Origin of the sequence: Olsenella uli (assembly GCF_016899935.1) — a bacterium.
GTDB classification, from domain to species: Bacteria; Actinomycetota; Coriobacteriia; order Coriobacteriales; family Atopobiaceae; genus Thermophilibacter; species Thermophilibacter uli_B.
In genome coordinates, this window is the sequence record NZ_JACJJK010000006.1 from 74,003 (window position 1) to 90,927 (window position 16,925).

A 16,925-nucleotide genomic window follows, 5' to 3' on the forward strand; every position below is an offset into this window, starting at 1 on the left:
ACCCCACAGGTCTCGGAAGTCAATTTTATTGATTTCATGTTTACAGTTGCGTTTATAACGGTTTGCCGAGAAAAGAACCACCACCTGTGAGGTTTCGCACCCTCGGCATGAGCTGAAGGTAGAGCTTCCGCCGCCGCAGGTCCTGCAGCGGCGTCGTGGGCTCGAGCTCGGCGCCCAGCGCGTGGGCGAGCTGGCGCGCGAGCAGCGTCAGACCCGGAAGCGTCCCGAGCGTCTGCGCCGTGGCACGGAACACGCGGTAGCCGAGCGTCGTCAGCGTGTTCGCGCGCACGGCGTCCGTCTCGAGCTGCGTCGCGCCGCACTCGGCGTGAAACCTGACGCTGTCGTACTCGAGGGCGACGCCGCGCGCCGCCCAGAGGAAGTCGGGGGTCACGACGTCGCGATCGGACAGCGAACCGCGCTGCCCGGAGACGTCGATGGGATGGTTGAGCTGCGGCTTCTCAAGACCGAAGCCCCCGTAGTCGACCGGGAGCGTGAGCAGGAGCCCCAGCACGGTCTCCATGGGGGACGCGGACCCCTCGAGCATGAGCTCGCACACGCGGCGGGCGCGGCTCGTTCCCTGGGTCGTCCCGACCTCGTCGGCCGCGCCCGCCAGACGGGCGGCGCTCAGGAGGCGCGGGGCCCGATAGCTGACGTCCTTCTCGCCCACAGGAAGCCGATAGGTTCCCGCAAACTCGCAGGCAACTACCGTCGCAGCAACGAGGCGGCGAATGCGCTCCCAGTGAAGCGGGTGGTCGACGACCGGCCGCTCCGGCAGGTCGAGGACGGCCGGGCGAGAAGAACGACCCGGCGAGAAGAACGCCCGCGCGCCCTACCCCAGGAAGCGCACCTCGGGCTCCAGGCGCACGCCGAACTGGCGCTCCACCTCGTCCTGCACGTGCTCGATCACCGCGTGGACGTCGGCCGCCGTGGCGCCGCCCGTGTTGACCACGAAGCCCGCGTGCTTGCGCGAGACCTCGGCGCCGCCCACGCGATAGCCCTGCAGGCCCGCGTCCATGATCAACTTGCCGGCGAAGTGGCCCTCCGGCCGCTTGAACGTGCTGCCCGCGCTCGCCATCTCGAGCGGCTGCTTCTCCTCGCGCTGGCGCGTGAGGTCGTCCATCGTGGCGCGGATCTTCTCGGGGTCGCCCTTCTCGAGGGCAAACGTGGCCGAGAGCACCACTAGGCCATCCGACGCCACGCGGCTGCGTCGGTACCCCAGGGCAAGCTCGTCGACCGCGAGCGTCTCCTGCGAGCCGTCCGACGTGAGCACGCGCACGCACTTGAGCACGTCCGCCACGCACCCGCCGTAGGCGCCCGCGTTCATGAAGCACGCGCCGCCGACCGAGCCCGGGATCCCACAGGCAAACTCCAGCCCGGAAAGGCCCAGCTCGCAGGCCATCTCGGAGGCCTCGCGCAGGTCCACGCCCGCCTGGCAGGTCATCTCGGCGCCGTCCACGGAGACGCCCATGAGGCCCTCGCCCACCGCCACGATCACGCCGCGGTAGCCCTCGTCGGAGACCAGGAGGTCGGAGCCGCGCCCCAGCACAAAGCGCTCGACGCCCGCCTCGTCGCAGGCGAGCAGGACGTCACGCACCTCGTCGAAGCTCTCGGGGATCACGTAGAGGTCGGCCGGGCCGCCCACCTTGAACGTCGTGTGCTCGCTCAGGGGCTCGTCCACGAGGACGTTCTCCTCGCCAACGATGGAACGCAGGCGCCACAGGGGTTCTCGACCGCTCTCGCTCTCGGACATGTCGACCTTTCGTCGGGTTCAGGGCCAGGACCAAGTATAGACGGTTCTTCTCGCCAGGAAGTGATACGCTGGACGGGTCAAGTTTCAGGGCGGGGTGAAAGTCCCCACTGGCGGTGACGGGCGGCCGAGCGGCGCCCCCAGTCCGCGACCCGCGAAAAGGCGGCTGACCCGGTGCGACTCCGGGACCAACGGTCACAGTCCGGATGGAAGAAACGGAGGCCGTCATGGCTACTTCCACGCACGCACGCGCATCGCACGACACCCACTCCACCACCGCCGGCGGGGCCTGGTCCACCCAGCGGATCGCCACGACGGCGCTGCTCTGCGCGCTGGCGTTCGTGCTCACGTTCGTCGAGGTGTCGATCTTCCCGCCCGCGCCGTGGCTCATGTACGACCCGTCCGCGATTGTGGCGTTTGTCGCCGCGCTCATCTACGGGCCGAGCACGGGCGCGCTGGTCGTGGTGCTGCCGTGGGTGCTCAAGACCCTCTTCAGCTTCAACCCGTGGGGCCACCTCATGGCGATCCTGGCCGGCGTGGCGCTCATCGTGCCCGCCGCGCTCGTCGCGCGCCGCGTGGGCGGGGCGCGCGGGCTCGTCCTGGGCATGGTCGTCGGCAGCGTCGTGGCGGTGGCGGCATGCGTGGTGGGCAACATCTTTGTGACGCCGCTCTACACCGACACCACGGTCGAGGTGGTCATCCAGAGCATCGTCCCGGTCCTGCTGCCCTTCAACCTGCTCAAAGTCGTCATCACGAGCGTTGCCACGGCCCTCATCCACAAGCCGGTCTCCGCGCTCGTCAACCGCTAGGCCGCCGAGAAGAACGTGGCATCGCGGCGTGACATCCTGGTGCGGCTCTCGCACGTGAGCCTCTTCTACGAGGGGGGCGTCACGGCGCTGAACGACGTCTCCCTCGAGGTGCGGCGCGGCGAGCGGGTCTGCGTGCTCGGGGCCAACGGCTCGGGCAAGTCCACGCTCGCCTCCGTGATCTGCGGGCTGCTCGCGCCCGACGAGGGCGAGGTCGTGCTCGTGGGCGAGCGGGTGTGCGCGGACGGCGCGCCCGATCTCGAGGCGTACCGGCGCGCGCGGCGCTCGCTCGGCCTCGTGTTCCAGAACCCGGACGACCAGATCGTCACCACCGTCGTGGAGGACGACGTGGCCTTCGGCCCGGAGAACCTCGGGCTGCCGCGCGCGGAGATCGCCACGCGCGTGACGCGTGAGCTGCACCGCGTTGCCATGGACGACTATGCGCAGGCGGACCCGTCGCGCCTCTCGGGCGGGCAGCGCCAGCGCGTGTGCATCGCCGGTGCGCTCGCGATGGAACCCGCCGTGCTCGTGCTCGACGAGCCGGCGTCGCTGCTGGACGTGCGCGGGCGCTCGGCCATCCTGCGCGTGATGGGGCGCCTCGCCGCCGCCGGCACCACGCTCGTCCACGTGACCCACTTCATGGAGGAGGCGCTCGAGGCCGACCGCGTGATCGTGCTCGACCGCGGGCGCGTGGCGCTCGCGGGCACGCCGGACGAGGTCTTCCGGCAGGGCGAGAAGCTCATGGAGCTGGGCCTCGAGGTGCCGTTCGCCGCGCGGCTCTCCCAGCGCCTGGGGCTCCCCTGGACCTGCGACGAGCCCACCCTCGTCTGTGAATTGGGGACAGCCCCCAATTCACAGAAAAGTTTTATGCCAGCACGCCCCCATATCAAAAATGTGTGTGAATTGGGGACTGTCCCCATTTTACAGGTCGAGGGGGCGTCGTTCTCGTACGGGAGGCGCGCCCGCGCGCTCGAGGGCGTGTCGTTTGAGGTCGCGGCCGGGACCTCCACCGCGATCGTCGGGCAGACGGGCTCCGGCAAGTCGACCCTGCTGCGGCTGATCTGCGGCCTCGAGCGCCCGGACGAGGGGCGCGTCCTCGTGGACGGCAACGACACCTCCACGCGGCGCGGGCGCCGGGCGGCGCGGGCGGTCGTCGGCTACGTGATGCAGCACCCCGAGCGCCAGCTCTTCGCCGAGTCGGTCGAGAAGGACGTGGCGTTTGGCCCGCGCAACCTCGGCCTGCCGGAGGACGAGGTCGATCGGCGCGTGACGCGCGCCCTCGAGCTCGTGGGCCTCTCGGGCCGGCGCGCGGTCTCGCCGTTCAAGCTCTCCGGCGGCCAGCGCCGCCTCTGCGCGCTCGCCGGCGTCCTCGCCATGGAGCCGCGCGTGCTCGTGCTCGACGAGCCCACGGCCGGCCTCGACCCGCGCGGGCGCGCCATGCTGCGCCGCGTGCTCGCGCGTCTTCGCGAGCAGGGCGTCACGCTCGTCCAGGTCACGCACAGCATGGAGGACGCCGCACGAGCCGACCGCGTCATCGCGCTCGACCAGGCGCGCCTCGTCGCCGACGGCACGCCCGCCGAGGTCTTCTCGCGCGAGAACGAGCGCCGTCTCACCGAGAGCGGCCTCGGGATCCCGCGCGCGCTGCGCGTGGCCCGCGAGCTGGAGCGACGCGGCTGGCCACCCCTCGGCGACCCCCTCACCACCGACGAGCTGGTCGCCCGTCTCCAGGGGGGCGAGGCCTGATGGCGCTCAGGATAGAGATCGGCCAGTACTACGCCGCGGACTCCCCCGTCCACTCGCTCGACGCGCGCGCCAAGCTCTGCTGCGCGCTCGGGGCGCTCATCGCGCTGTTCTGCGTCTCCAACGCCGCGCAGCTCGCCGTCGCGGCGGCCTTCACCCTCGCCGTCCTCGTCGCCGCGCGCGTCCCGGCCGGCCGCGTCCTCGCCTCCGTCCGGCCGCTCGTGGTCTTTCTCGCCGTGCTCTCGCTCTTCAACCTCTTCTTCGTCCAGAGCGGCGACGTGCTCGTCCCCCTCGGACCGCTGGCGATAACCACCGGCGGCATCCGGGCGGCGGTCCTCTACACGGCGCGCTTCGCCCTCGCCCTCGTGCTCGGCTCGCTCGTCCTGCTCACCACCACGCCCACGCAGCTCGCCGACGCCTTCGACGCGATGCTCTCCCCGCTCTCGCGCGTGGGCCTGCCCGGCCACGAGATCGCGATGGTCTTCTCGCTCATGCTGCGCTTCGTCCCCACGATCGCCGACGAGACATCCGCCATCATGGACGCCCAGGCGCTGCGCGGCGGCGCCTTCGACGAGGGCGGGCCGGTGCGGCGCGTCCGCTCGGTCGTACCGGTGGTCGTGGCGCTTCTCGCCAGCGGCCTGCGTCACGCCGACGGCCTCGCCCGCGCCCTCGACGCCCGCTGCTACGAGGGCGGCGCCGGCCGCACCCACTACCACGAGCAGCGCCTCACCGTCCGCGACCTCATCGCCGCCGCCCTCACGGCCGCGTTCATCCTCGCGCTCGCCCTTCTCGGTTAACCCACTGCCTGCTTCCGGCCGGCACGGGGTCCCACCGGGGCCTCCCGCACGCAACGCCATCTCAACCTGGATGGGCCGTCCCGACGTTCCGCAGAGAAGTTCCGCGACAGCGCACTTCTCGGAGGAACGTCGGGGCGGCCACCCCACGGTACGCATGTCCGCCCTTTGCCGTAGAATAGAGGCCCCTATGGAACCCCGTGCACACACCGGAGGTAGCAGCGCATGGTCTCTCGCATCTACGTGGAGAAGAAGCCGGGCTTTGACGTGGAGGCGCAGCAGCTCAGAGCCGAGCTCGCCAACGTCGTCACCGAGGGGCTGGACCCCGACGCGCGGCTGCGCATCGTCAACCGCTACGACGTGGAGGGCACGAGCGACGAGCTCTTCGAGCGCTGCGTCCCCATCGTCTTCAGCGAGCCGCAGGTCGACGCCACCTCGCGAGAGCTCCCCGCCGACCCGGACGCCGCCGACGTGCGCGTCTTCGCCGTGGAGGCACTGCCCGGCCAGTTCGACCAGCGCGCCGACTCCGCCGCCGAGTGCGTGCAGCTCGTCTCCCAGGGCGAGCGCCCCACCGTGCGCTGCGCCAAGGTCTACGTGATCGAGGGCGCCTGCACCGACGAGGCGCTGGCCGCCATCAAGCACTACGTGATCAACCCCGTCGAGGCGCGCGAGGCGAGCCTCGAGGAGCGCGCCACGCTGCGCCAGAGCTACCCCGAGCCGGCCGACGTCGAGGTGCTGGACGGCTTCCTCGAGCTCGACCAGAAGGAGCTCCAGGCCATGATCGACCGCCTGGGCCTGGCCATGGACCTCGCGGACATCACCTTCTGCCAGCAGTACTTCGCGGGCGAGGAGCGCGTGCCCACGATCACCGAGATCCGCATGATCGACACCTACTGGTCCGACCACTGCCGCCACACCACCTTCGGCACCGCCCTCGAGCACCTGCAGTTCGACGACAAGGTCGTGGCCGCCGCCTTTGACCGCTACCTGGCCATGCGTCGCGAGCTCGGCCGCGACGACCGCCCCGTCACCCTCATGGACATGGGCACCATCGGCGCCAAGTACCTCAAGCACACCGGGCAGCTCAAGGGCCTCGACGAATCCGAGGAGATCAACGCCTGCACCGTCAAGGTCACCGTGGACGTGGACGGCGAGGACCAGGACTGGCTCTTCCTCTTCAAGAACGAGACCCACAACCACCCGACCGAGATCGAGCCCTTCGGCGGCGCTGCCACCTGCATCGGCGGCGCCATCCGCGACCCGCTCTCCGGCCGCAGCTACGTCTACCAGGCCATGCGCGTGACCGGCGCGGCCGACCCCACGGTCCCCGTGTCCGAGACCATGCCCGGCAAGCTCCCGCAGCGCAAGCTCGTGACCACCGCCGCGGCCGGCTACTCCAGCTACGGCAACCAGATCGGTCTGGCCACGGGGCAGGTGAGCGAGCTCTACCACCCCGGCTATGTGGCCAAGCGCATGGAGATCGGCGCCGTCGTGGGCGCCACGCCGGCCTCCCACGTGCGCCGCGAGTGCCCGGCGCCGGGCGACAAGATCGTGCTTCTCGGCGGGCGCACCGGCCGCGACGGCATCGGCGGCGCCACCGGCTCCTCCAAGGCCCACAACGTCGAGTCCCTCGAGAAGGACGGCGCGGAGGTCCAGAAGGGCAACCCGCCGATCGAGCGCAAGCTCCAGCGCCTCTTCCGCCGTGAGGACGCGTGCCGCCTCATCAAGCGCTGCAACGACTTTGGCGCGGGCGGCGTCTCCGTGGCGATCGGCGAGCTGGCCGACGGCCTGGACATCGACCTCGACCTCGTGCCCAAGAAGTACGAAGGCCTCGACGGCACCGAGCTCGCGATTTCCGAGTCCCAGGAGCGCATGGCCGTGGCCCTGGCGCCCGAGGACGTCGACGAGTTCATGCGCTACGCCCACGAGGAGAACCTCGAGGCCACAGTCGTGGCCACCGTCACCGAGGAGCCCCGCCTGCGCATGAGCTGGCGCGGCAAGACCATCGTGGACGTGAGCCGCGCGTTCCTGAGCTCCAACGGCGCACCCAAGTCCACCTCCGTGCGCGTGGAGGCCCCGACGGACTACGAGCGCACCTGGGCGGGCGACACCCTCGCCGAGAAGATGCGCTCCCTCGTGACCGACCTCAACGTGGCCTCCAACAAGGGCCTCTCCGAGCGCTTTGACTCCACGATCGGCGCGGCCACCGTGCTCATGCCGTTCGGCGGGCGTGCGCAGCTCACGCCGCCCATGGCCATGGTCGCCAAGCTCCCCGTGGACGGCGAGACCACCACGTGCTCCGGCATGGCCTGGGGCTTCAACCCCTACCTGATGAGCGCCAACTGCTACACCGGCGCCTACCTCTCCGTCGTGGAGTCCGTGAGCCGCATGGTGGCGGCCGGCTTTGAGCACGAGGACCTCTACCTCACGTTCCAGGAGTACTTCGAGCGCCTGCGCGACGTGCCCAGCCGCTGGGGCAAGCCCACCGCAGCGCTTCTCGGCGCCCTCATGGCTCAGGTTGACCTGGGCATCGCCTCGATCGGCGGCAAGGACTCCATGTCCGGCAGCTTCGAGGACCTCGACGTGCCGCCCACGCTGGTCTCCTTTGCCACGGGCCTCGGACAGGTGGACCGCGTGACCTCGCCCGAGTTCAAGGAGGCCGGCCACCGCGTCGTCGTGCTCGTGCCCGACTACGCCGATGACGGGCTCACGCCCGATACCGAGGCGCTTCTCGCCACCTATCGTCTGGTCGAGGAGCTGGTCGGTCGTGGCGACGCCCTCGCCGTCTCCACGCTGGGCTACGGCGGAGCCGCAGAGGCCGCGTTCAAGATGTGCGTCGGCAACCGCCTGGGCATCGAGGTCGCCCCGGCCTTCGGCGCTGACGCCCTCTTCTGCCCGTCCTACGGCAGCTTCCTCGTGGAGCTCTCCGACGAGGCGGAGCAGCCCGAGGTGCCCGCAGGCGTCACGGCGTCGTACTTCGGCACGACGACCGAGGTCTACGAGCTCGTCGCGGGCGACGAGCGCCTGGACCTTGCCGAGCTGCAGGACGCCTGGGAGGGCGCGCTGGAGTCCGTCTTCCCGTACCGCGCGGAGGGCGAGAAGGTCGAGGCGCTCTCGTTCGACGTCGCGAGCGCAGGGGTTTCTCGCCCGGCGCCGGCCGTCCGCGTGGCGCGCCCGCGCGTCATCATCCCCGTGTTCCCGGGCACCAACTGCGAGTACGACACCGCGCACGCCTTCGAGCGCGCCGGCGCCGAGGCGGACGTCTTCGTGATCAACAACCTCACGCCCGAGGCCGTGGCCGAGAGCACCCACGAGCTGGCGCGCCGCATCCGCGAGTCGCAGATCGTCATGATCCCCGGCGGCTTCTCCGGCGGAGACGAGCCCGAGGGCTCGGCCAAGTTCATCACCGCGTTCTTCCGCGCGCCCGAGGTCACCGAGGCGGTGCGCGACCTGCTGCATGCCCGCGACGGCCTCATGCTGGGCATCTGCAACGGCTTCCAGGCGCTGATCAAGCTGGGCCTCGTGCCCTACGGCGACATCGTTGAGGCCACGCCCGACGCACCCACGCTGACGTTCAACACCATCGGCCGCCACCAGAGCCGCCTCGTGCGCACGCGCGTGGCGAGCAACCTCAGCCCCTGGCTCTCCAAGTGCGCGGTCGGCGACGTCCACAACATCGCGATCTCCCACGGCGAGGGGCGCTTCGTGGCGGACGACCAGGTGGTGCGCGCACTCGTGGCCGCCGGCCAGGTGGCCACGCAGTACGTGGACGAGAGCGGTATTCCGGGCATGTCGCTCGACGTGAACCCCAACGGCTCCGTTCTTGCCATCGAGGGCATCACCTCGCCGGACGGCCGCGTCCTCGGCAAGATGGGCCACACCGAGCGCTCCGGCGCCGGGCTCTACAAGAACGTGCCGGGCAACGCGTACCAGCCGCTCATCGAAGGCGGGGTTGCGTACTTCACCGAGTAAGCTCACCTGTAAGGACGGCCGCCCCGACTTTCACGCAGGAACTGCGCTTCGCGGAAGATTCCTGCTTAGAAAGTCGGGGCGGCCTGCTGCTGACACGTTATTCGCACAGCTACAGCCGCCGCCGGAGGGTCTGGACGTGATTGCTGAAAAGAAAAGTGTGTCCTTTCTCGCCACGACGCCGGGGATGGTGTTGGCGTGCTTGGCTGCCTGCTTTTTGTGGGGGTCGGCGTTTCCGTGCGTGAAGATCGGCTACGAGCTTTTTGGAATTGATGCGACGGACGTGCCCTCGATCCTGGCGTTTGCGGGGCTGCGGTTCACGATCGCAGGGGCGATGGTGGCGGTGGGCATGAGCCTCGCCACACGTCGCGCGTACGTGCCCGAGCGTCGCGACCTGCCCGCGATTGGCGCGCTCTCGCTGGCGCAGACAATCGTGCAGTACGTCTTCTTCTATGTGGGGCTTGCGAACTGCGCAGGCGTCACGAGCTCCATCCTTGAGGCGAGCAACTCGTTTCTGTGCGTGCTCATTGCGGCGCTCGTGTTTCGCTTCGAGCGGCTCACGGGGCGCAAGGTGCTGGGCTGCCTCATTGGCTTTGCGGGCGTCGTGCTCGTCAACGTGACAGGCGAGTCGGGAGGGCTCTCGTTCTCGCTTGCCGGCGAGGGCATGGTGCTGCTCTCCACTGTTGCCGCCGCTGCGTCGAGCAACCTGGCAAAGCTCTTCTCGCGCGATCACGACCCAGTTCTGCTCTCTGGCTGGCAGTTCTTCTTCGGCGGGCTGGTCATGCTTGCTGTGGGTCTTGCGGCGGGCGGTCGCGTGGCACCGGCCGATCTTGCGCATCCCCTGCCAGCGCTCGTTCTTCTCGCCTACCTGGGGTTTATTTCTGCTGCTGCCTATTCGCTCTGGTCCGCGACGCTTGCCGTGAACCCCGTCTCGCGCGTGGCGGTCTTTGGCTTCATGAACCCGGTCTTTGGCGTCCTGCTCTCAGCCGTGCTGCTCGGCGAGACCAACGTGGTGAGCCCGCTTGTCGCGGTGGCGGCTCTGGTGCTTGTGAGCGCGGGCATCGTCATCGTGAATCGACCGGAACGAGCGTAGATCCAACTTGTCTGTACTTTTTTGCGCCAGCTCGAAGTACAGACAAGACGTGCGAAGCTGCTACCTGCGCTTTTTCCGACCGATTTCTCGTCTGTACTCTCCCATGCCAGAAAAAACTACAGACAAGTCAGGGGACGCTCGCCGAAAGGCAGTCCGCTGTGCCGCGCGCGGTGAGAAACTAGTGCACAAGGTCGTCCGGGAGGAGGGGTCATGTGCCACAAACGCCGCTCGTTCGTTGCTCTCGCCCTTGTTCCGCTCCTTGCGCTTGCATTGACGGCCTGCCGTCAAGGGGTACAAACCACCGCCGCGGAGCTCACCTCCGGCCGAACGCTTGCCGAGCAGGGATCGCTCGAGCTTGCGCCCGCCGATCCAGCCATCTACGACTTCTCGCTTGACCTGCTGCGCGCCTGTGCCGAGGAGGAGCCGAGCGAGAACACGCTCGTCTCGCCGCTCTCTGTGCTCTATGCGCTCTCGATGGTCGAGAACGGCGCCTCGGGCGAGACGCTTGCCCAGATAGAGACTGCCACGGGCATGAGCGCGGACGCGCTCACCGAGACGCTTCAGGCCCGCGCGCTGCGCGCCGCAGGCGACGATTCCCAGCTCTCGCTCGCCAACTCGATCTGGCTTCGCGACTCTGAGGAACTGTACGTGAGCGACAACTACCTTGACGCCTGCGCCGCAAGCCTCGGCGCACAGGCGTACGCCGCTCCCTTTGACGAGACCACGGCAGATGACATCAACGGCTGGGTGAGCGACCACACCCACGAGATGATTCCGAGCATCGTCGGGGACATTCCCGACGAGGCACAGCTCTACCTTGTGAACGCCCTTGCGCTCGAGGCGCCGTGGCAGGATCCCTACGATGCTGCGCTCGTTGTGTCAGACACCTTTACCTGCGAGGACGGGACCACGCAGACCGTCGACATGATGCTCTCGACGGAGCACTCCTATCTTGAGAACGAGTTGGCGACCGGCTTCGTGCGCCCGTACGAAGGCTATGAGTACGGCTTTGTTGGCCTTCTGCCCAACGAGGGCGTCACGATGAGCGAGCTGCTCGCGAGCCTCGATGGCACCAGCCTCCAAGCGCTGCTCGAGCCGCGCGACAACACCGTCGTGGACGTGGGGCTTCCTCAGTTCAGCGTCACCTACGACAACGAGCTCTCGGGGGAGCTTGCCTCTCTTGGCGTGACGGACGTCTTTGACCAGGAGCGCGCCGACCTCACGCGCATGGGCAGCTCCGACAACGGCCCGCTCTACGCAAGCGCCGTGCTGCACAAGACGTTCATTGACGTCAATGAGGAGGGCACGAGCGCCGCAGCGGCAACGGTCGTTGAGGTGGAGGCCGGCGCGTCGGCACCCGGCGAGCCACCCGAGGTCAAGGAGGTCATCCTCGACCGCCCCTTTGTCTACCTCATCGTTGATTACGCCACGATGACGCCGGTATTCATCGGCACCATCATGAGCGTCGAATAGCCCCATCGCGAAGGTTGGGTACTTTTTTAGACACACCCTGAGTATCGAAGCAATTGAGCCATGAGTTTTCGCAGGTAGAAAAATGGCACCAACGCGGTCGTACTTTGAGGCCCTACGAAAAAGTACCCAACCTTTGACTCAGCGACCCGGCCGTCGGTGCGTGAGGTGCCAACCGCCGCAGTACGGACACTCGTAGACGAAGATCTTGGGTGCGTCCTTGCGGCGCGAGCTCTTCTCGGCCGCCTTCTTGGCGTCCACGCGCGTGTCGTAGCGCTTCTTGCGTCCGCACGCCCTGAACTCCCGCTCGTCCATCGACCCTCCGCCACAATGCAAAATGACCCATGCTTCCGGGGAACATTATGCGACGCCGGCGCATGTAAGGGGCAAGGAGGTGAGGGCATGACCGACAAAAGGATCCAACGCACCGAGAGGTTCATGCGGCACGCGATGGCCGCGCACGGCAGCTCGGTCTACCTCGTGGCCCTCGCGCAGACGCGCTCCGAGGCCGACGCCCAGGACGTGGCCCAGGACGTCTTCTGCCGCCTGCTCACGGACGGCACGGCGTTCACCAGCGACGAGCACCTGCGCGCCTGGCTTCTGCGCGTGACCGTCAACCGATGCCGCGAGCTCTGGCGCGCGCCGTGGCGGCGCCGGGTGGAGAGCGCGGACGAGCTTGCCCAGCTGCCAGCACCAGACGCGCCCGCAGAGGACGCTGCCCTCCTTGAACTGCGCGCCAACCCGGTCTGGCAGGCGCTCCAGGCCCTGCCGGAAAAGCTCCGCGTGGTAGCGCTGCTTCACTACGTGGAGGAGTACACCACCGAGGAGATCGCCCGCATCGTGGGCAGCCCGCCGGCGACGGTGCGCACGCGCCTGCACCGGGCGCGCAAGCAGATGAGAGAGATGCTCGAGCCCCCCGCGAGCACCGCAAAGGAGGAGAACTATGGACAGGCACACGCTTGAGCAGTTCCGCACGCGAGCGCGCAAGGTCACGCTGCCCGAGGACGTGCGCGAGTCCGTGCTGGACGAGATCAGGGTCGATAGGGGCGAGCGCGCCCGCGGGCCGCGCAGGCCTCGCCGCGAGCGGCGGGTCGTCACGCGGCGGACCTTCGTGCGCGTGGGGGCCGTGGCGGCCGGCGGCGTCGTGGCGTTTCTCGGCGCGAACGCCCTGGTGAACCACGCTGCCGGCAAGAGGGGCAACTGGTTCGCGCTCACCGCCTACGCCGAGGGCACCGAGGAGCCTGACGGCTCGCGCCTAGCGCTCGGCGAGACGTTTGGCGGGCACATCAGCTGGGCCGGCGGCGTGGACCCAGAGAGCGACGGAGACGACCTGCTCATGGTGCACACCGAGCTCAACCTCTCGTGCACGGGCGACAACGTGGACACCCTCACGTACCAGCTCGAGGGCGACAGCGTTGGCCCCAGCGTGGACGTCTACTTCAAGCCCGGGATCTGGATCTTCCAGTCCGACTACGAGGGCAGCGGTCCCGTAGCCAACTTCACCGTTGACTACGACAGCCAGGACACTCAGAGTCTCCAGGCCCTTCTCACCGGGCGCCTTGCCTACTACGCCGTCTACGCCAACATTCCTGTCCCGGACGACCTCGTTCCCGTCTTCCTTGAGATGCAGGAGATCAGCGAGACCGTTGCCAAGCGCTCGGAGGGAAGCGAGACCATCATCGAGACGGACGAGGAGCAGCAGCGCAATACGGAGCTGAGGAACCAGGTGGGCGTGCGCGTCGCCGAGCTCTTTGCCGAGGAGCTCGCCAAGACCACGCTCGTGATGACGGCAACGTTCAACGACGGCAGCGAGCAGACCAAGCACTACTCGTTCTCCCCGCGCGAGGACTACACGCAGATCTACGCCGACTACCTCGAAGAGGACTGGGAGGCCTACCTCGCCGGCGACGATGCCCGCCGCACCGAGCTCACGCAGAACCCGCCGAGCCTCTACCTGATCACGGAGACGGCAGGGTAAAACGAGGTCGCCCCGACGTCCTTCTCGCGAAGGAGCGTCGGGGCGGCACATGTTACGAAGGGACTGTCCCTTCGTAACGTCTAGAGGCGGGCGACGCCGGACTTGCGGGCGGCCTCGGCCACGGCGGCGGCGACGGCGGGCGCCACGCGCTCGTCGAAGGCGCCGGGAATGATGTAGTCGGCGGCGCGGTGCTCGTCGTCGACGAGGCCGGCGATCGCGTAGGCCGCGGCCTCCATCATGTCGTCGTTGATGTCGGACGCGCGCACGTCGAGGGCGCCGCGGAAGATGCCCGGGAACGCGAGCACGTTGTTGATCTGGTTGGGGAAGTCGGAGCGGCCCGTGGCGGCCACGGCGGCCCCTGCGGCCAGCGCCTCGTCCGGCATGATCTCCGGCACGGGGTTGGCGCAGGCGAAAACAATCGGGTCGGCGGCCATCGTGCGGACCATGTCCTGGGTGAGCACGCCAGGGGCGGACACGCCCACGAAGACGTCGGCGCCGCGCACGGCGTCGGCGAGCGTGCCGGTGACGCCCTCGCGGTTGGTCCACGTGGCGATCTCGGCCTTCTCAGGGTTGAGGCCCTCGCGGCCCTCGTAGATGGCGCCCGTGCGGTCGCAGATGATGACGTCGTCGACGCCCATGCGCTGCATGAGCTTGGCGATGGAGATGCCCGCGGCGCCGGCGCCGGAGAAGACCACGCGCACGTCTGCGAGCTCACGCCCGGTGAGGCGGCACGCGTTGATGAGCGCGGCGCAGGTCACGACCGCCGTGCCGTGCTGGTCGTCGTGGAAGACGGGGATGTCGCAGGACTCCTTGAGGCGGCGCTCGATCTCAAAGCAGCGCGGCGCGGAGATGTCCTCCAGGTTGATGCCGCCGAAGCTGCCGGCGACGAGCTCGACGGTGCGCACGATCTCGTCCACGTCCTTGGAGCGCACGCACAGGGGGAACGCGTCCACGTCGGCGAAGGTCTTGAACAGGGCGCACTTGCCCTCCATGACGGGCATGCCCGCCTCGGGGCCGATGTCGCCGAGGCCCAGCACCGCGGTGCCGTCCGTGACCACGGCCACGAGGTTGCCGCGGCGGGTGTAAGTGTAGGAGTCCTCCACGTTCTCGGAGATCTTGAGGCACGGCTCGGCGACGCCCGGCGTGTAGGCCACGGCCAGCTCCTCGGGCGTGGTGATCGGCGCGCGGGTGATCACCTCGATCTTGCCCTTCCACTCGCGGTGCTTGTCCAGCGCGTACTGCTTGGCGTCCTCGGCCATGGATGCTCCTATCTCGCGGGCCGGCCCTGCCGGCGTTTTCACACCGGTTACCAGTGTAGTCTTGCCGGACCCGGCGGCGCGCAAGAATTCGCCGTGGCGAGCCGACGTTCTTCTCGGCGCACCTGACGTTCTTCTCGTCGCGTCCCGCCTGGGCCCCGGTGCTTGTCTGGGCAAAGAAGTTGAATCATATCGACCCAGATAGGCGGGCTGTTTTACGTTTTCCCAGCTAGTGGCGACCCAGATAAGCCGAGAAGAACCTGTTGGTTAAGAGTCTTTGCCCAGACAAGGCTGGGGGGCGGGGCAGGGCGGGGCCGGGCAGGGCAGGTGGGGCGGAGCCGAGAAGAACGTCGGACCCGCCGGCCGCTACGCCGCCAGGTCGACGGCGCCGAGCCAGCCCCAGCGCGGCTCGTCCGCCACGCCGTACGCGGAGAGCCACGCCACGAGGGGCACCCGTCGCACGCGCCCACCCGCGCAGTCCATGACGGCGCCATCCCCCACGTAGAGCCCCACGTGACCGTGGTCCCAGCCATCCGCCCCGTACGGGTGCCGCCCCACGGCGACGATCATCCCCACGAGCAGGTCTCGCGTGTCGGTGAGGTGGCAGAAGCCCTCGTGGAGCTCGCGCGCGTCCCCGCTCACGTACCCCATGCCCAGCCGGGAAAACGCGCGCTCGACCCACGCGGCACACAGGCCCTCGCCCATCGGCGCCGTCCCGTGCGCGCACTCCACCAGGCGGCGCTGGAGCGGCGTCGCGTCGAGCAGCGCCTGCGGCTCGTGGCCCGCCGCCACCTCGCGCAGCGCGGGGCGCCCGTAGACGGTCGTGACGCCGTCGTCGGCGAGAAGCCCGCGGGCGCACAGCGCCGTCAGCAGCCGCGACCGCATCTCGCTCTCGTCCATCTCACCCGCCCCTCGCCGATTGCCGGGAGCCCGAGGCATCCCGCCCGTCTCCGACGTATACTAAAAGATGCGGATATCGGAGCGGAACGCTCGTCACGGGGAAGGGACCCATCATGAGTGAGAAGATCGCGCCTCAGGACACCTGCGTGCTCGTGACCGGCGGCGCCGGCTTCATCGGCAGCCACACCGTCGTGGAGCTGCTCCAGGCCGGCTACCAGGCTGTCATCGTGGACGACCTCTCCAACGCCTCCGCCAAGGTGCTCGACCGCATCCGCACCATCGTGGGTGACGAGGCCGCCGCGCGCATGACCTTCTACGAGGCCGACGTCAACGACCGCGCCGCGCTCACCAAGATCTTTGACGCCCACCGCCCCGACCGCGTGATCCACTTCGCCGGCTTCAAGGCCGTGGGCGAGTCCGTCACCAAGCCCATCGAGTACTACTCCAACAACATCGGCAACACGCTCACGCTGGTGGACGTCATGCGCGAGCACGGCTGCAAGTCCATCATCTTCTCCAGCTCGGCCACCGTCTACGGCGACCCGGACTCCCTGCCGCTCACCGAGGAGAGCCCCAAGAAGCCGGCCACCAACCCCTACGGCTGGACCAAGTGGATGATCGAGCAGATCCTCACCGACCTCCACACGGCCGACCCGGAGTGGAACGTCGTGCTGCTGCGCTACTTCAACCCCATCGGCGCGCACCCCTCGGGCCTCATGGGCGAGGACCCCAAGGGCATCCCCAACAACCTCGTGCCCTACGTCGCGCAGACCGCCATCGGCAAGCGCGACGCCGTCCACGTCTTTGGCAACGACTACGACACCCCCGACGGCACGGGCGTGCGCGACTACATCCACGTGGTCGACCTCGCGACGGGCCACGTGGCCGCGCTCGGCTGGATGAACGGCCGCACCGGCGTGGAGGTCTTCAACCTGGGCACCGGCAAGGGAACCTCGGTCCTGCAGATCATCGAGGCCTTCTCCAAGGCGTGCGGCCACGAGATCCCCTACGTCATCGAGCCGCGCCGCGCCGGCGACGTCACGGCCAACTACGCCGACTGCACCAAGGCGCGCGAGGAGATGGGCTGGGAGGCCAAGTTCGACATCGAGGACATGTGCCGCGACTCCTGGAACTGGCAGTCCAAGAACCCCAACGGCTACGAGGGATAGGCG

The 16,925-nt window shown here is 68.7% G+C and carries 14 protein-coding genes and 1 riboswitch; of the genes, 9 read left to right on the forward strand and 5 right to left on the reverse strand.

Going from position 1 to position 16,925, the window contains the following annotated elements:
* Nucleotides 1-52 precede the first annotated feature (52 nt).
* Nucleotides 53-667: a hypothetical protein gene (locus tag H6A07_RS06820; RefSeq protein ID WP_204814187.1), complete on the reverse strand. Its 615-nt coding sequence runs from the start codon at nucleotides 665-667 to the stop codon at nucleotides 53-55.
* A 162-nt stretch (nucleotides 668-829) separates the two neighbouring features.
* Nucleotides 830-1,750, reverse strand: a complete 921-nt coding sequence (murB, locus tag H6A07_RS06825; protein ID WP_204814188.1) for a UDP-N-acetylmuramate dehydrogenase — start codon at nucleotides 1,748-1,750, stop codon at nucleotides 830-832.
* Between the two features lie 76 nt (nucleotides 1,751-1,826).
* Nucleotides 1,827-1,969: riboswitch (FMN riboswitch) on the forward strand.
* A 5-nt stretch (nucleotides 1,970-1,974) separates the two neighbouring features.
* On the opposite strand from murB, the gene H6A07_RS06830 reads away from it, so the two are divergent.
* From H6A07_RS06830 to H6A07_RS06855, 6 genes are all read left to right on the forward strand, one after another.
* Complete coding sequence (locus tag H6A07_RS06830; RefSeq protein WP_204814189.1) at nucleotides 1,975-2,556, forward strand: ECF transporter S component; 582 nt, start codon at nucleotides 1,975-1,977, stop codon at nucleotides 2,554-2,556.
* Nucleotides 2,557-2,571: 15 nt separating this feature from the next.
* Nucleotides 2,572-4,296, forward strand: a complete 1,725-nt coding sequence (locus H6A07_RS06835; RefSeq protein ID WP_342636576.1) for an ABC transporter ATP-binding protein — start codon at nucleotides 2,572-2,574, stop codon at nucleotides 4,294-4,296.
* Entirely contained in the window at nucleotides 4,296-5,090 is a 795-nt protein-coding gene (locus tag H6A07_RS06840; RefSeq protein WP_204814190.1) for an energy-coupling factor transporter transmembrane component T family protein, read from the forward strand. The genes H6A07_RS06835 and H6A07_RS06840 overlap by 1 nt, the downstream gene beginning before the upstream one ends.
* Before the next feature lie 222 nt (nucleotides 5,091-5,312).
* On the forward strand, nucleotides 5,313-9,059 hold the full coding sequence (locus H6A07_RS06845) for a phosphoribosylformylglycinamidine synthase (protein ID WP_204814191.1): 3,747 nt from the start codon (nucleotides 5,313-5,315) through the stop codon (nucleotides 9,057-9,059).
* Nucleotides 9,060-9,243: 184 nt separating this feature from the next.
* Nucleotides 9,244-10,149, forward strand: coding sequence for a DMT family transporter (locus H6A07_RS06850; RefSeq protein ID WP_204814251.1), 906 nt, complete (start codon nucleotides 9,244-9,246; stop codon nucleotides 10,147-10,149).
* A gap of 210 nt (nucleotides 10,150-10,359) precedes the next feature.
* Nucleotides 10,360-11,622: a serpin family protein gene (locus tag H6A07_RS06855; protein WP_204814192.1), complete on the forward strand. Its 1,263-nt coding sequence runs from the start codon at nucleotides 10,360-10,362 to the stop codon at nucleotides 11,620-11,622.
* Nucleotides 11,623-11,760: 138 nt separating this feature from the next.
* Here H6A07_RS06855 and H6A07_RS06860 read toward each other — a convergent pair whose 3' ends face one another.
* On the reverse strand, nucleotides 11,761-11,934 hold the full coding sequence (locus H6A07_RS06860; RefSeq protein WP_204814193.1) for a hypothetical protein: 174 nt from the start codon (nucleotides 11,932-11,934) through the stop codon (nucleotides 11,761-11,763).
* Between the two features lie 87 nt (nucleotides 11,935-12,021).
* On the opposite strand from H6A07_RS06860, the gene H6A07_RS06865 reads away from it, so the two are divergent.
* On the forward strand, nucleotides 12,022-12,582 hold the full coding sequence (locus H6A07_RS06865) for an RNA polymerase sigma factor (protein ID WP_204814194.1): 561 nt from the start codon (nucleotides 12,022-12,024) through the stop codon (nucleotides 12,580-12,582).
* Nucleotides 12,563-13,597, forward strand: coding sequence for a hypothetical protein (locus tag H6A07_RS06870; RefSeq protein WP_204814195.1), 1,035 nt, complete (start codon nucleotides 12,563-12,565; stop codon nucleotides 13,595-13,597). Before H6A07_RS06865 ends, H6A07_RS06870 begins: the two co-directional genes overlap by 20 nt.
* 80 nt (nucleotides 13,598-13,677) lie before the next feature.
* Here H6A07_RS06870 and H6A07_RS06875 read toward each other — a convergent pair whose 3' ends face one another.
* Together H6A07_RS06875 and H6A07_RS06880 are read right to left on the reverse strand one after the other, a co-directional pair.
* Nucleotides 13,678-14,856 carry an NAD(P)-dependent malic enzyme gene (locus H6A07_RS06875; RefSeq protein WP_204814196.1) on the reverse strand — a complete coding sequence of 393 codons (1,179 nt, stop codon included), beginning with the start codon at nucleotides 14,854-14,856 and terminating at the stop codon, nucleotides 13,678-13,680.
* A gap of 363 nt (nucleotides 14,857-15,219) precedes the next feature.
* Entirely contained in the window at nucleotides 15,220-15,753 is a 534-nt protein-coding gene (locus tag H6A07_RS06880) for a hypothetical protein (protein ID WP_204814197.1), read from the reverse strand.
* A 113-nt stretch (nucleotides 15,754-15,866) separates the two neighbouring features.
* Between H6A07_RS06880 and galE the strand changes: the two genes are divergently transcribed.
* On the forward strand, nucleotides 15,867-16,922 hold the full coding sequence (gene galE, locus H6A07_RS06885) for a UDP-glucose 4-epimerase GalE (protein ID WP_204814198.1): 1,056 nt from the start codon (nucleotides 15,867-15,869) through the stop codon (nucleotides 16,920-16,922).
* The last annotated feature ends 3 nt before the right edge of the window (nucleotides 16,923-16,925 follow it).

Coding starts and splice junctions, on each gene's coding strand:
- H6A07_RS06880 (WP_204814197.1), bottom strand. CDS start 15,753: ATGGACGAGAGCGAGATGCGGTCGCGGCTGCTGACGGCGCTGTGCGCC.
- galE (WP_204814198.1), top strand. CDS start 15,867: ATGAGTGAGAAGATCGCGCCTCAGGACACCTGCGTGCTCGTGACCGGC.
- H6A07_RS06850 (WP_204814251.1), top strand. CDS start 9,244: ATGGTGTTGGCGTGCTTGGCTGCCTGCTTTTTGTGGGGGTCGGCGTTT.
- H6A07_RS06845 (WP_204814191.1), top strand. CDS start 5,313: ATGGTCTCTCGCATCTACGTGGAGAAGAAGCCGGGCTTTGACGTGGAG.
- H6A07_RS06865 (WP_204814194.1), top strand. CDS start 12,022: ATGACCGACAAAAGGATCCAACGCACCGAGAGGTTCATGCGGCACGCG.
- H6A07_RS06840 (WP_204814190.1), top strand. CDS start 4,296: ATGGCGCTCAGGATAGAGATCGGCCAGTACTACGCCGCGGACTCCCCC.
- H6A07_RS06870 (WP_204814195.1), top strand. CDS start 12,563: ATGGACAGGCACACGCTTGAGCAGTTCCGCACGCGAGCGCGCAAGGTC.
- H6A07_RS06875 (WP_204814196.1), bottom strand. CDS start 14,856: ATGGCCGAGGACGCCAAGCAGTACGCGCTGGACAAGCACCGCGAGTGG.
- murB (WP_204814188.1), bottom strand. CDS start 1,750: ATGTCCGAGAGCGAGAGCGGTCGAGAACCCCTGTGGCGCCTGCGTTCC.
- H6A07_RS06855 (WP_204814192.1), top strand. CDS start 10,360: ATGTGCCACAAACGCCGCTCGTTCGTTGCTCTCGCCCTTGTTCCGCTC.
- H6A07_RS06860 (WP_204814193.1), bottom strand. CDS start 11,934: ATGGACGAGCGGGAGTTCAGGGCGTGCGGACGCAAGAAGCGCTACGAC.
- H6A07_RS06830 (WP_204814189.1), top strand. CDS start 1,975: ATGGCTACTTCCACGCACGCACGCGCATCGCACGACACCCACTCCACC.